The organism is Bradyrhizobium sp. LeoB3 (assembly GCF_055456055.1).
Map to the genome: position 1 here is coordinate 211,360 of NZ_JBVBEF010000003.1, position 12,631 is coordinate 223,990.

The following is a 12,631-nucleotide window of genomic DNA, read 5'->3' on the forward strand; positions in this document are numbered from 1 at the left end:
GAATGATCAGATCACGAGCTGTGCTGCTTCAAACTCGGCGATCGCCTTGTTGGCGAGCTTGATCTTGTTGGTTTCGCCGCGCCGGAACATCTGCACGATGATCGTGAGCAATTGCTCGTTGGTGGCATAAGAGTCCGGAATGATCCCGGTCCTGCGCAGATAGTTGGAAGCGATGGCGTAGGCCTCGCCGACCACTTCGACATTCATCGCCCACATTCCGCGCTCGACCAGCATCTCGCTCTCCGTAGCCCACGATAAAGCGTGAGGACGCGAGTGGTTCCCGGTTCCGCAAAACTCTTTTTGCGGTGCCGAAAAGCAAGAGCGCACCGACCGGGCACAGTCGATGCGCTCTGCTGGAGGCTGACGGCTTGCCGGTCTTCTATCGGGCCGGCTTGGCCGCTCTGGCGAAGTCTTGAAGGTGTTGAAGTCTTGGAGAGGTGTTGAAGTCTTGGAGAGGTGTTGAAGTCTTGGAGGTACGAAGTCTTGGAGGCGCGAAGTCTTGAAGGTATCAGAGGCGATAGAGGATCTGGTCGGTCCAGAACCGCTCGAGCCGGTGCAGCGACTTGTTCAGCGTCGAGAACTCCTCGTTCGAGATGCCGCCGACCTGCTCCACGGTCTTGACGTGCTTCTGGTAGAGCGCATCGACGATACGGCGGATCTCCTGGCCCTGCGGCGTCAGGCGAATGCGCACCGAGCGGCGATCGACACGCGAACGCTGGTGATCGAGGAAGCCGAGCTCGACGAGCTTCTTCAGATTGTAGGAGACGTTGGAGCCGAGATAGTAGCCGCGCGTGCGCAGCTCACCCGCGGTCAATTCCTTGTCGCCGATATTGTAGAGCAACAGCGCCTGCACCGAATTGATGTCGGCGCGCCCGCGGCGATCGAACTCGTCCTTGATGACGTCGAGCAGCCGGCGATGCAGCCGCTCCACCAGCGTAAGGGCTTCGAGATAGAGCGACTGCACCGTCGGCTGGCCGGCGGCGCGCTCAGCGGTTTCCACCGCCGTTGAGGCAACGGCTTTGATCATGACACTTCCCCTGTTGTCGTTTTATCGACTTATTCGACGAAACTTGTGTCCCGCCTGATAGGTTCAACTTAAGGGGGTCGTTTGAACATCAGCTTAAATAAGACAATAAAGAGATCATGAATTTAAGACAGTGAATCGCGGATTAAGCCCGTCAAACAAGGGCTTTTCGCAACCCTTCATTGACGGTGGAGCGCCCCTGTTCACGCTTCGTCTGCACGCCCTGTCACAATCGGAAACAGCTTCGCTCAAATTCGAAACGACCGCGTAATAGATATGAGGGAACCCTTTACGGTGAGCGAAACGTTACCGTACAATTTTCTGAAAATTTTCGCGACACCACTCGCGCTCGCTGCACGCTCGGCCGGTCAAGCGCGCTATGGCGGCCGTTCGCGTGCGGCCATCCAGGCGAGCGCGAGATAGCCGGCGAGCATCAAGGCTTCGAACGCCACCACTGTCAGGCTGCCGCCGTAGATGTTCGGAAACATCAATTCGATCACCGCCATCGAGACGACGGTGGTCAGCCACACCACCGCGCCCCAGGGCGTGGCGAGCCACAGCCCGACGGCGGCGACAAGCTCGATGACGGCGAAGTAGATGGTCGCGGTCTGCCAGGCCATCGACTGGTTCTCGAAGGCCTCCTCCTCGGCGCCGACGAATCCCGTCACCTGCGCCCAGTGATAGAGGCCCTTGGCGATCGAGACCACCGCCATGATGCGGAGGAAGAAGACGAGCCGCCGGGTCCATGCATTCTCATCCCGCCGGATCCGGTCCGACGACATCGCCGCAACGGAAATCGCATTGTCCCGCGACTGGTCGCGCGCAGAGGTGTCAGACATCGCAGAAGTCGTCCGTGGAAGCGAAATGGGTCATCGGCGCAGTCTTGGCCCGCCCGGCCGGCAAAATCAATTGCAGTTGCGGCAGATCAACGGCGCCGTGACGTTGCTGGACGAGGATGCTAGAGTTGGATCAAATCAAAAACCAGCCTGCCGTGTTAGGAGAACAAGCCCATGGCGATCAAATTCGGGCGTCCGATCGAACTGCGCGATGCGCCAAAGCGGCAGACGGCCCTCGCCTCCCCGCCGCTGGATTTGACCATACGGCCCCGCCGCAACCGCAAGGCGGAATGGGCCAGGCGGCTGGTGCGCGAAAACGTGCTGACCACGGACGACCTGATCTGGCCCCTGTTCGTCGTTAACGGCCATAATGTCCGCACCCCGGTTGCCTCGATGCCGGGCGTGGACAGACTAAGTGTCGACCAGGCGGTTCGCGACGCCGAGCGCGCGGCCAAGCTCGATATCCCCTGCATCGCGCTGTTTCCCTACACCGAGCCGTCGCTGCGCGACGAGCAGGGCTCGGAGGCACTCAATCCGGACAATCTCGTCTGCCAGTCGGTCCGTGCGATCAAGAAGGAATTCCCCGATATCGGCGTGCTCTGCGACGTCGCGCTCGATCCCTTCACCAGCCATGGCCATGACGGACTGATCGAGGACGGCAGGATCCTCAACGATGAGACGGTCGCGGTGCTGGTGAAGCAGGCGCTGGTGCAGGCCGAGGCCGGCTGCGACATCATCGCGCCGTCGGACATGATGGACGGGCGGGTCGGCGCGATCCGCGAAGCACTCGACGCCGAGGGCTTTGGCGACGTGCAGATCATGGCCTATGCGGCGAAATACGCCTCCGCCTTCTACGGCCCGTTCCGCGACGCTATCGGCTCGGCCAAGACGCTGACCGGCGACAAGCGCACCTACCAGATGGACAGCGCCAATTCGGACGAAGCCCTGCGCGAGGTCGAGCTCGATATCGCGGAAGGCGCCGATATGGTGATGGTGAAGCCCGGCATGCCCTATCTCGATATCGTGCGCCGGGTGAAGGACACGTTTGCGATGCCGACCTTCGTCTACCAGGTATCAGGCGAATACGCGATGATCGCGGGCGCCGCGCGCAATGGATGGATCGACGGCGAGCGCGCGATGATGGAGAGCCTGGTCGGTTTCAAGCGCGCCGGCGCCGACGGCATCCTGACGTATTTTGCACCGCAAGCAGCGGAAAAGCTGAGGGAGCGCGAATAGCGAATGGCGAATAGCGAATGGAGGGTTTCTCTATTCGCCATTCGTCACTCCCTAGTCGCCATAGCCTCCGAATCGCCGAATATTTGCGCTTGCTGGGGTTCCGGACCTTGGCACCCGGGCAGCCCGTTCCCATGTCCTGCCCGGGATAGGTCCCAGTCGGAGGGGAGATTATGTCTTACGGCGGTTCGGGAAACTATGGTGCCTGGCGTAACGACGGCGGCGTGCCGCCGCATGCGTTCGATCCGCGATTGGAGCCGGAGCTGTTCCGCGGCGTGCTCACCCGGCGGGTATTTGCCTTCCTGATTGACCTGGTTGTGCTTTCGGTCCCCGTCATCCTTGGGTATCTTTTCATCGCCGTGTTCGGCCTGATCACCCTTGGCCTCGGTTGGGCGCTGTTCTGGCTGGCGTGGCCGGCGACGATTGTCTGGGCGATCGTCTATTACGGCGCATCGATCGGCGGCGCCTCGTCGGCGACCGTCGGCATGCGGGTGATGGATCTGGAATTGCGCACCTGGTACGGGGCGCCAGGCTATTTCGTGCTCGGCGCCATGCATGCGGTGCTGTTCTGGCTGTCGGTCTCGTTCCTCTCGCCGCTTGTGCTGCTGTTCGGCCTCTTCAATAGCCGGCGGCGTTTGCTGCACGACATCGTGCTCGGAACCGTTATCATCAACAGCTCGGCCCGCGCTCACGCGGCATCCGCAGCGCACACTTATTGAGCCAGCCAATTGAGCCCAGCAAGATGATTGACCGCTAGCCTCCGGGGCGCGATGCTGGGAGGCTGTTTTGGAGGCCTGACGACTTGTCGTGACCCAGCATTCGCGTGATACCCCGCAGTTTTACCTGACGGCGCCGTCGCCCTGCCCCTATTTGCCGGGTCGCCATGAGCGCAAGGTGTTCACGCATCTGGTCGGCGACAAAGCGGGCGATCTCAACGATCTGCTCACCCATGGCGGGTTCCGCCGCAGCCAGTCGATCGCCTACCGGCCGGCTTGCGACCAATGCCGGGCCTGTGTGTCGGTGCGCGTGATCGCCAACGAATTCCGGCCCTCGCGCAGCTTCCGCAAGGTCCTGGCCCGCAACGCCGACCTCGTCGGCGAGCAGCGTTCCGCAGTGCCGACCTCCGAACAATATTCCGTGTTCCGCGCCTATCTCGACAGGCGCCACCGCCACGGCGGCATGGCCGACATGACCGTGCTCGACTATGCGATGATGGTCGAGGATAGCCATGTCGAGACCCGGATCATCGAGTATCGCAAGCGCGGCATCGACAGCGGCATCACCGGACGAGGCGAGGAGTTGATCGCAGTGGCCCTCACCGATGTGCTGAGCGACGGCCTGTCGATGGTCTATTCCTTCTTCGAGCCATCGCTCGAGAACCGCTCGCTCGGCACCTTCATGATCCTGGACCACATCGCCCGCGCGCGCCGGCTCGGACTGCCATACGTCTATCTCGGCTACTGGATCGACGGCTCCAAGAAGATGGACTACAAGGCCCGCTTCCTGCCGCAGCAGCGTCTCGCCCCGAGCGGCTGGCTCCGGGTCGATGCAGCCGGCGACATGGCCGCGGAGCCGCAGGACTGACCGGCCCTCAGCCGAAGAGGGTATCGAACAGCAGCTTTACATTCAGGATGAAGATGACGCCAGCCACCAGCCAGGCGACCGCGGCGACCGGCATCGATATCGCGAACTTGCCCGTCTTGCGCCGGTCGGACACGAACCGCACCAGCGGAATGACCGCGAACGGAAGCTGCATCGAGAGGATGACCTGGCTGAACACCAGCAGGTCGGTGGTGCCGCGCTCGCCATAAAGCGCGGTGACGACAATGACGGGTACGATCGCGATGCCGCGCGTCAGCAGCCGCCGCGCCCAACTCGGCAGCCGCAAGCTGAGGAAGCCTTCCATCACGATCTGGCCAGCCAGCGTCGCCGTTACCGTCGAGTTGAGGCCGGAGGCAAGCAGCGCCACCGCGAACAGCGTCGAGGCGATGCTGAGGCCAAGCAACGGCGAAAGCAGTTCGTAGGCCTGGCTGATATCCGCGACATCGGAATGGCCGCTCCGATGGAAGGTCGCGGCCGCGACCACCAGGATCGCCGCATTGATGAACAGCGCCAGCATCAGCGCGATCGTGGAGTCGGTCGTCGCCCATTTGATCGCGTCCCGCCGTCCCTCTTCGGTGCGCTCATAGGCGCGGGTCTGCACGATGGACGAGTGCAGATAAAGATTATGCGGCATCACGGTCGCGCCGATGATGCCGATCGCGATGTAGAGCATCTCGGGATTGGTGAAGATCTCGCTCGACGGCGCAAAGCCGCGCAGCAGCGCAGCAACCGGCGGGGCCGCCGCGGCGACCTGGATCGCAAAGCAGGTCGCGATCACGATCAGGAGCGCGATGACGAAGGCTTCCAGGAAGCGGAAGCCGCGATTCATCAGGAGCAGCAGCAGGAAGGCATCGAGCGCGGCGAGCAGCGCACCGCCGATCAGGGGAATGCCGAACAGGAGCTTCAACGCGATCGCGGTGCCGATCACCTCCGCCAGATCGCAGGCGATGATCGCGGCCTCGCAGGCGAGCCACAGCAGGAAGTTCACCGGGCGCGAATAGGTCGCCCGGCAGGCCTGGGCCAGGTCGCGGTCGGTGACGATGCCGAGGCGGGCCGCGAGCGCCTGCAAAAGGATCGCCATCAGGTTGGACAGCAGGATGACCGAAAGCAGCGTGTAGCCGAACTTCGAGCCCCCCGCGATGTCGGTCGCCCAGTTGCCGGGATCCATATAGCCGACCGACACCAGATAGCCCGGTCCGGCGAAGGCAAGCAGCCGGCGCCACCACCGGCCCGCCGTCGGAACCTCGACCGTCGCGTTCACCTCGGGGAGGCTTCGCGTATCCGGCGCGTCGGCGCGCCATCCGGTGGAGGTCGGCAGCACCTGCGGTGCGGTGTCGGGGATCAATCGGGGCGTTCGGGCATCCATGATCCCACAATGCCGGAAAACATTTTTTGTTGCAACTCATTTGCAACTGCATCTGGGAAGTCATCAGGCCACATCCTCAGGCGCCGCTGCCGCGGCCCTCGGAGCGCGTCTTGCTGCGTTGCGGCAAAGTCACACTGCTGCACGAACCCCGCGCGTGTAACGCGGTCGTCACACTGCGACATAAAGTCCCGCGTTAGGGCTCGCTAGGTGGGTATGGGGCGTGCAGTTCACAGTGGAGGCCAGCAATGGCGACAATGAGAACCTTGATCCTCGGCACCGCCGCGGGGCTGATGGCAGCCGGCGGTGCGCATGCGGCCGATCTTCCGATCAAGGCGAAGACCATCGAATATGTGAGGATTTGCTCGGCTTACGGTCCCGGCTTCTTCTTCATCCCCGGTACCGACACCTGCATGAAGATCGGCGGCTACCTCCGGGTCGACACCACATTCGATGGCGGCGTACAGGGCTCGCCAGCCTGGAACGGCGACGCAGGGCAACATAACCGCTACTTCGACTACTTCGCCGCCCGCTCCCGTATGCTGTTGTCAATTGATACCCGCACCGCCACCGACTATGGCGTGGTCCGCACCTTCGGGCAGGGCCGGTTTCAGTTCTCTACGCTCGGCAACAACACCTTCAACCCGAACTCGATCAACGGCTCGCTGCCGGTCGCAAACTCGCAGCTGCTCGACACTCCCGGCGGCGGCGTTACTACCATCCAATTCCTCTTTATCCAGTTCGCAGGCTTCACCTTCGGTCAGTCGGCGTCTGCCTACTCCTCGCCTTGGCAGGGCTTCCCCGGCAACATCTCGGACTTCCTGCTCGGCGGCCAGAACAATGATACCGGCGTCAACAACATCCAATACACTGCGGATTTCGGCAACGGAGTGACCGGCACCATCGGCCTCGACGATCCGACGGTATGGGACCGCACCGCCGTCTACAACCTGTCGCTGCCGCTGAACGCCACGCTGAACACGGGCAACGCCTATGCCGGCGTCCACGCGCCCGATGTGGTCGGCAACATCCGCGTCGACCAGGCTTGGGGTCTGTTCCAGATTTCCGCCGCGGCGCATGAGGTCAACGCCTCCTACAATGTCTTGAACGCCCTTGGAGCGCCAGCGGGCGCCGTCGGCCTGCCAGGCGCGGCGCCGACCGGAGCATCCGAGCTTTCCGGACATCCCGACACCTCGTGGGGCGGCGCGGTCATGGCGGCGTTACAGATCAAGAACATCCCGACCGGTGCCGGTGACGACATCAAGATGGACGCGAGCTATTCCAAGGGAGCGACCAAATACATCATCTCGTCGGCTTCAACCTCGCCGAGCTTTGCCATGTTCGGCAGCTCCAGCACTTTTGGCGCCTATCAGAGCATCGGGTTCGGGGCGACGACCGATGCCGTCTATCTGCCGGTCGCAGCCGGCGGCGACGGCTCGCTGCATCTGACGGAGGCCTTTGGCATTCGCGGTGCGTTCAACCACAACTGGGACCCATATTGGTCATCGAGCCTCTTCGGCTCGTATGTGGGCGTCCGCTATGACGGCGCGGCCAAAGCCTTCATCTGCGCGAACTACACCACGCCCGGCAAAGCGGTCAGTGCGGACTACGTCTGCAACCCCGACTTCAACTTGTCGCAGCTCGGTGTCATCACCCGCTGGACCCCGGTCAAGAACCTAACCTTCTCCGCCGAATTCATGTGGTTCCATCTCGACCAGAAATTCCAGGGCTCCGCGGTCCTTGGAGCTTCGGCTCCGAAGCCTACCGCGCGCTACGAGTTCAGTGATCAGGACACGTTCCACGTGCAGCTTCGCGCCCAGCGGAACTTCTGACGGACTGAGACTGGCAGGTTATTGATCCTCACTGCGGGCGAACACGCCCGCAGTGAGGATCCGCACTATCCCCTTTGGCGATTTTCATGGTCGCGCTGTGAGCGTGTGCGGCGGCGCACCGGTCGGCCCGATCTCGCGCGCTCGAACGGTGCGCAACGCCGGCAAAAGTATCCAGCCGTCCAGGAACGGAAGAAACGGCCGGGTTCTCTCGTTGTCATTGGCAGCTTTGGACGTCGGGTCGAATATCCACAAACGCGCGCAAATTCCGAGGTCACGCAGAACAACTCCTACACGTTGGTGCGACTCGTTCCGAGGCCGTGAAGCCCACCCGCCCCCGTCAGAAGGACGGCGCAGCGAGACCCAGCGCGCTCGCAGAGGCGGCCGAGGAGTCCACCCATCGCCGGATCGTGCCATCGTAAACGTCGGCACCGTAAATCGAGCCATCAGGTCCCTTCTGCAGGTCGACGATGCCTGAAATGCCGGAATCGACGACCTGGACATTGGTGACCTGTCGGCTCGCGTTCAAGGTAGCTGCGTAGATGTTTCCATTGAGGACGTCGTCGAAGAGCAGAGTGTTCTGATTGTAGAAATCCCCCGCGGTGATCGCAGATGCATTGTCCGGAGCGCCGTGGCTGCGCGACAGGATGGGGCCTACGGCAGGCGGGTCGGACGTGTTGTTGCGATTGCCATTGTTGTAAAAGCTGATCGCCTGCGAAAGGTCTTGGTAGCTGGCAGTCCGGTTCGGGCCTTCGAGGTAGGGCCACCCGAAATTCGACCCCGCCGGGCCGGTATCAATCTCTTCCCAGGTATTCCAGCCGACGTCTCCGAGCACGGGCAGATTGGTGATCGGATCGAAGCTGAAGCGGTAGGCATTGCGGACACCATAATCGAATATTTTCGACTGATTGCTGTTCGGATCGCTTGCCTGGTAGTAGGGGTTGCCCGGTGCTCCTTCGCCTGTGGTTGGATCGATTCGCAACAGCTTGCCCGAGAGATTATGGATGTCCTGGACTCGAACCGCGCGAGGGTCCGCGAAGTTATATGACGTGCCGTCGCCCACGGTGAGGTAGAGATAGCCGTCGGGACCAAAATGAACGGCACCGATGGAATGGGAGTCGCCGTCCGTCGCCAGATAATCGCGAATGTTCTGATTCTGAATCCCGGCGTGGTTCGGATCGTTGTCCTGCGTTCCGATCTCTATCTGGCTGGCGGGCGCCGTTATGGTGGTGCCGTTGACGATACCTGACGGAACAATGCTGGGATCGCCGTTGCTGTTCACGTCGGGACGGCTCGTATAGGCCCAGATGCTGTTCTTGCCGACCAGCACGAGCTCGCTCGCCGGATCGGCGACCATGGTAGCGGGGTTGACAGTCACCCTGACCAGACGAGAAGGTCGGTTCCCGGCCTGATCGCGTGCTGCGAGTCCCGCTTGGCCCGCCGTCTCGGGTGGATCGTAGGTGTACAGCAGGTAGACATAAGGATTGCTGGCGAAATTCGGGTTGACCGCGATCCCCAGCAGTCCACGATCGCCGTACTCATTCACCTCGCTCGAAAGGTCGATGAGCGGCGTCGACCGCAGTGTGCCGTTATCCACCACGCGCACCACACCGCCCTTCTGCGCAACCAGCATGTAGCGACCGTCGGGAGTCCAATCGATCGCCGTTGGCTCGCTCAGTCCGGTCACAACGGTCTGGCGCACCAGACTGCCGAGATTGAGATTGTCGTTGTCGAGGATGCTCACGGTGGTGGTCGCCTGGGCGCCGAGAGTCGCACCCGTTGGATTGCTCAAGGTGACGGAGAAGCTCTCGTCGGTTTCCGCGGCTGTATCGTTGATGATCGGGACCGAGATGGTCTGGGTGGCCTGGCCGGCGGCGAAAGTGACAGTGCCCGACGATGCCGTATAGTCCGATCCCGCGATCGCGCTGCCGTTGCTGGTCGCGAACTGGATCGTAGCTGATTGATCGATGCTACCGCTACGCAGCAGCGTGAGGGTCGCTGACGGTGTGCTCTCGGAAACGCTCACCGCCATGTCTGCCATGGATATGGTGGAGGGTGAATCGTCGTCGACAATGGTCACGAGTACCGTACGGGGAACTCCCAGCGAGCCGGATCCGGGATTCTGGAGGCCGACGGCGAACGTCTCGCTACCCTCGACGAGTTGATCGTTCACGATCGGGATGGTGAAGCTCTTGGTGCTCTCGCCAGGTCCGAAGACGACCTGCCCCGTGTTCGCTCGACCATTGAACGTGGGTTGAATGAAATCCAATCCAGCCTGCGCCGCTCCAGCGGTGCCGATCTCATTCGTCGTGTACTCCACGGTCGTTTGAGACTGCAGGTCGCCCGATCGTGCGACGGTGATGGTTGCTGTGCCGGCCGCTTCGCCGACGTAGATCGTCGCATTGTTGACCAATGAGATGATGGAGGCGGACCCTGGAACGAACACGACGTCGCGGAAGTAGTTCTCGTTCTGATAGACGAGGTTCGGGAAGACGCCTTCAACGTCATTGTAGACGCCGGCGCCGACCGGTGCGCTCAGCCCGCCGTTGGTGATCGGTGAGGCGAAGCCCTGCGACGTGACCGCGTAATAGCTGTTGGTGTTGACGGAGACACATAGCTCGTGCCGGCGGTGATGGTCAGCGGAGTGGCGAGCGCTTGCTGCTGCCAGCCCGATGCGCTTTCGTTCGTGAACGTCACCGTCGCCAGCTGCACGCCCGTGGACGACCAGATGTAGCCGACATGCGTGCCTGTCTCGCTGGGCGATTTGTAGTACCGGATCGCCTGGATCTGTCCGGGATTGTTGCTGGTGAAGCGCATCCCGAGCTCCCAATCCACCCCTGGCCCGTCGGTGAAGTTCGGTTGCGCGGGCGTCTGGGTGGTGAAGAGACTCGTGGGACTGGAACTCAGAGCCGCAACCGGCGCCGTTGCCGCGCTCGTCACGTTCTCGCTCGTGCCGAGCAGGTCGGTGTAGGCGGCATTGACCCGGATCCGCTTGCCGACGAGGCTGCTGTCGAGGGTGAGGCTCGATCCAGCGGCGGCGAGATTCGTCCAGGTGCTGCCGTCAGGACTGCTCTGCCAGATATAGCCGATCGTCGCCGGCGTGCCGTCGAGATCGGTGACGGTGGCCGTCAAAACCTGGTTCTGGGTCGCCGTGCCGTTGATCGCGACGGCACCGATGTCGTTGACGTTGGACACCGCCGTGGCGGTCGCGGGGCTCACTGGAGTCTCGCTGCTGCCCTGCAGGTCCGTATACGTCGCGGTGGCCCGCACGAAGCTGCCGACCTGGGCCTGTCCAAGGATCAGCGCGCTCGCCGTCGCGCCGCTGATGTTGGTCCAGGTGCTGCCGTTCGCACTCTGCTGCCACTGATAGGCGACGGTGGCCGGTACTCCGTCCGTATCGCTCACCGTCGCTGTCAACGTCTGGTTCTGCGTCGGCGTCCCGCTGACGCTCACCACGCCCGGGTGATTGTTGGCGGCTACCACCAGCGGGGTGGCTGCGCTCGTCCGGTTGGTTTCCACGCCCCCGAGTTGGTCGGTATAGCTGACGAGCACGCGGACCTGCCGGCCGACCTGTGCGGGTTGCAGCGTCAGCGTAGCTCCCGTGGCGTTCGCGATGTTGCTCCAGGTGGCGTTGATCAGTTGCTGCCAGCGGTACGTTATGGAAACGTTCGCCAGACCGTCAGGATCGGTGACGTCGGCCTTCAGGATCTGGCCTTGAACGGGCGTGCCTGTTATGGCCACGACGCCTGCATCGTTGACGTTTGCGATGGCCGTTGTCGCTGCGCTGGCGACCGACTCAGCGCTGCCTGCGCCGTCAATGTAGCTAACGACGGCACGGATGCTTTTCGCAACCTGCGCTTGTAAGAGCGTCAGCGCCTTTGCCGTTGCACCGGCGATGTCGCTCCACGTGACACCGTCATCCGAACTCTGCTGCCATTGGTAGCCGATGGGAGTCGTCGACGGGAGGCCGTCGACATCCGTCACGTTTGCAACGAGGACCTGGTTCTGCGTCGGAGTGCCGCTCAAAGAAACGACGCCGCTGTCGTTACCGCCAGGGTTGGTCGCGACGATCACGGGAGTGGCGGAACTCGTCCGGTTGGACTCTGACCCACCTAGCTGATCGGTATAGGTGACGCGAACCCGCACCTGCCGGCCGACCTGTGCGGCTTGAAGCGTGTAGGTCGCCGCCGTCGCGTTTGCGATGTTGCTCCAGCTTCCGTTGGTCATCTGCTGCCAGCGATAACTGATCGCCACATTCGTCAATCCGTCCAGATCGGTGACGCTCGCTGTCAGCGTCTGCCCTTGAACCGCTGTACCGACGATGCTGGCTACGCCCAAATCATTGATGTTGCCAACGGAGGCGGTCGCAGGGCTGAAGTCTTGCTCTGCGTTTCCCGCGGCATCGGTGTAGCTCACGCCGGCGCGGACGAGCCTGCCGACATATGCCTGCTGCAAAGTCAGAGAACTCGTGGTTGCCCCCGCGATGTCGGTCCAGGTCACGCCATTGTCGGCGCTCTGCTGCCACTGGTAAGCGATTGGTGCACCCACCGGGATGCCATCGACATCCGTGACGTTCGCTGCCAGAGTTTGATTTTGAGTTGAGGTACCACTGAGAGAAACGACGCCTGCCGCCATGACGCTCTCCCGCAATTAATTAATTAAAAAATAAACAATTAGGTTAGCGCCGTTCCGTGCGATGTGTAAAGCGAGCGGGGCGTGTCCCAAATTGCCGTGGGACAGCAGC

At 62.3% G+C, this 12,631-nt stretch carries 9 protein-coding genes and 1 pseudogene; 4 read left to right on the forward strand and 6 right to left on the reverse strand.

Features of this window, described 5'->3' with window-relative positions; genetic code table 11:
• Window positions 1-6: 6 nt before the first annotated feature.
• The 3 genes from ACZXDY_RS05100 to ACZXDY_RS05110 all read right to left on the reverse strand — a co-directional run bounded on the left by ACZXDY_RS05100 (window position 7) and on the right by ACZXDY_RS05110 (window position 1,863).
• On the reverse strand, window positions 7-234 hold the full coding sequence (locus tag ACZXDY_RS05100) for a hypothetical protein (RefSeq protein ID WP_028162893.1): 228 nt from the start codon (window positions 232-234) through the stop codon (window positions 7-9).
• Window positions 235-508: 274 nt separating this feature from the next.
• A complete protein-coding gene (gene ldtR, locus ACZXDY_RS05105; protein WP_028162894.1) occupies window positions 509-1,027 on the reverse strand; it encodes a transcriptional regulator LdtR in 519 nt (172 codons plus the stop codon).
• Window positions 1,028-1,401: 374 nt separating this feature from the next.
• A complete protein-coding gene (locus ACZXDY_RS05110; protein WP_464344733.1) occupies window positions 1,402-1,863 on the reverse strand; it encodes a DUF6163 family protein in 462 nt (153 codons plus the stop codon).
• Between the two features lie 171 nt (window positions 1,864-2,034).
• Here ACZXDY_RS05110 and hemB point away from each other — a divergent pair, with 171 nt between their 5' ends.
• The 3 genes from hemB (at window position 2,035) to ACZXDY_RS05125 (ending at window position 4,677) form a co-directional block, all read left to right on the forward strand.
• On the forward strand, window positions 2,035-3,096 hold the full coding sequence (hemB, locus tag ACZXDY_RS05115; protein WP_028162896.1) for a porphobilinogen synthase: 1,062 nt from the start codon (window positions 2,035-2,037) through the stop codon (window positions 3,094-3,096).
• A 170-nt stretch (window positions 3,097-3,266) separates the two neighbouring features.
• A complete protein-coding gene (locus tag ACZXDY_RS05120; protein ID WP_028162897.1) occupies window positions 3,267-3,812 on the forward strand; it encodes an RDD family protein in 546 nt (181 codons plus the stop codon).
• Window positions 3,813-3,900: 88 nt separating this feature from the next.
• Complete coding sequence (locus ACZXDY_RS05125) at window positions 3,901-4,677, forward strand: arginyltransferase (RefSeq protein WP_028162898.1); 777 nt, start codon at window positions 3,901-3,903, stop codon at window positions 4,675-4,677.
• Between the two features lie 7 nt (window positions 4,678-4,684).
• Here the strand turns inward: ACZXDY_RS05125 and ACZXDY_RS05130 are convergent, their stop codons facing one another.
• Window positions 4,685-6,061 carry an Nramp family divalent metal transporter gene (locus tag ACZXDY_RS05130; protein ID WP_464344734.1) on the reverse strand — a complete coding sequence of 459 codons (1,377 nt, stop codon included), beginning with the start codon at window positions 6,059-6,061 and terminating at the stop codon, window positions 4,685-4,687.
• Between the two features lie 245 nt (window positions 6,062-6,306).
• On the opposite strand from ACZXDY_RS05130, the gene ACZXDY_RS05135 reads away from it, so the two are divergent.
• Complete coding sequence (locus ACZXDY_RS05135; RefSeq protein ID WP_464344735.1) at window positions 6,307-7,890, forward strand: porin; 1,584 nt, start codon at window positions 6,307-6,309, stop codon at window positions 7,888-7,890.
• Window positions 7,891-8,227: 337 nt separating this feature from the next.
• Here the strand turns inward: ACZXDY_RS05135 and ACZXDY_RS05140 are convergent, their stop codons facing one another.
• A complete protein-coding gene (locus tag ACZXDY_RS05140; protein WP_464344787.1) occupies window positions 8,228-10,300 on the reverse strand; it encodes a PQQ-dependent sugar dehydrogenase in 2,073 nt (690 codons plus the stop codon).
• Window positions 10,301-10,402: 102 nt separating this feature from the next.
• Window positions 10,403-12,522: pseudogene (locus ACZXDY_RS05145) on the reverse strand (DUF4082 domain-containing protein); the annotation flags it as partial.
• Window positions 12,523-12,631 lie beyond the last annotated feature (109 nt).